Below are 704 nucleotides of genomic sequence, written 5' to 3'. Positions count from 1 at the left end.
GTTCTATCATACATTTTTTTATGCATTTCTTACATATTTATCAACATGTTAATACCGTTTGAGATACATTAATTAAAATTATTATATTCGGGGCTGTGATAAATAAAAAGCATTTTGCTACACCCTAGGCAGGATGGAGCAAAATGCTTCTTTGCTTTCATTATTTTACGGCTACGCCTTCGCCCTTCAGGACAACAAGTTCGCCATCTTTCTCATCAATGGTTAAAGAGTCACCTTTGGCAATATTGCCTCTGAGCAGTTCCTCAGACAAGCGATCCTCGATATGCTTCTGAATGGCTCTGCGAAGCGGTCTCGCTCCATAAGTTGGATCGAATCCTTCTTTGGCAAGGAACGCCTTCGCTTTGTCTGTTAGCAAGAAATCAACCTCTTGCTCTTTCAGACGTTTACGTAGATCATCTGCCATTAGGCTGACAATTTGCGCAATATGTGCTTCATCCAAGGAGTGGAACACGATAATTTCATCAATACGGTTAAGAAACTCAGGACGGAAGCTTTTCTTGAGCTCGCCCATTACTTTATCCTTCATATTGGTGTAATCTCTACCTGCATCGACAGCAGCCGTAAAGCCAAGCGAAGAATTTTTCTTAATCATATCCGCACCAACATTGGATGTCATAATAATCAATGTGTTGCGGAAATCAACCGTGCGTCCTTTGGAATCTGTTAAGCGACCATCTTCCAGC

1 protein-coding gene is annotated in these 704 nt (G+C 41.2%); it reads right to left on the bottom strand.

The window, feature by feature from the left end; translation table 11 throughout:
* Positions 1–160 precede the first annotated feature (160 nt).
* Positions 161–704, bottom strand: a 544-nt coding sequence (locus ACXJJ8_RS15390; protein WP_499031853.1) for a ClpB D2-like domain containing protein, incomplete at its 5' end; no start/stop codon positions are given.

This window comes from Lysobacter sp. P5_C4 (genome assembly GCF_054049695.1).
Note: the sequence above shows the minus strand (reverse complement) of the source record. Positions and strands in the feature narration are given on the sequence as shown.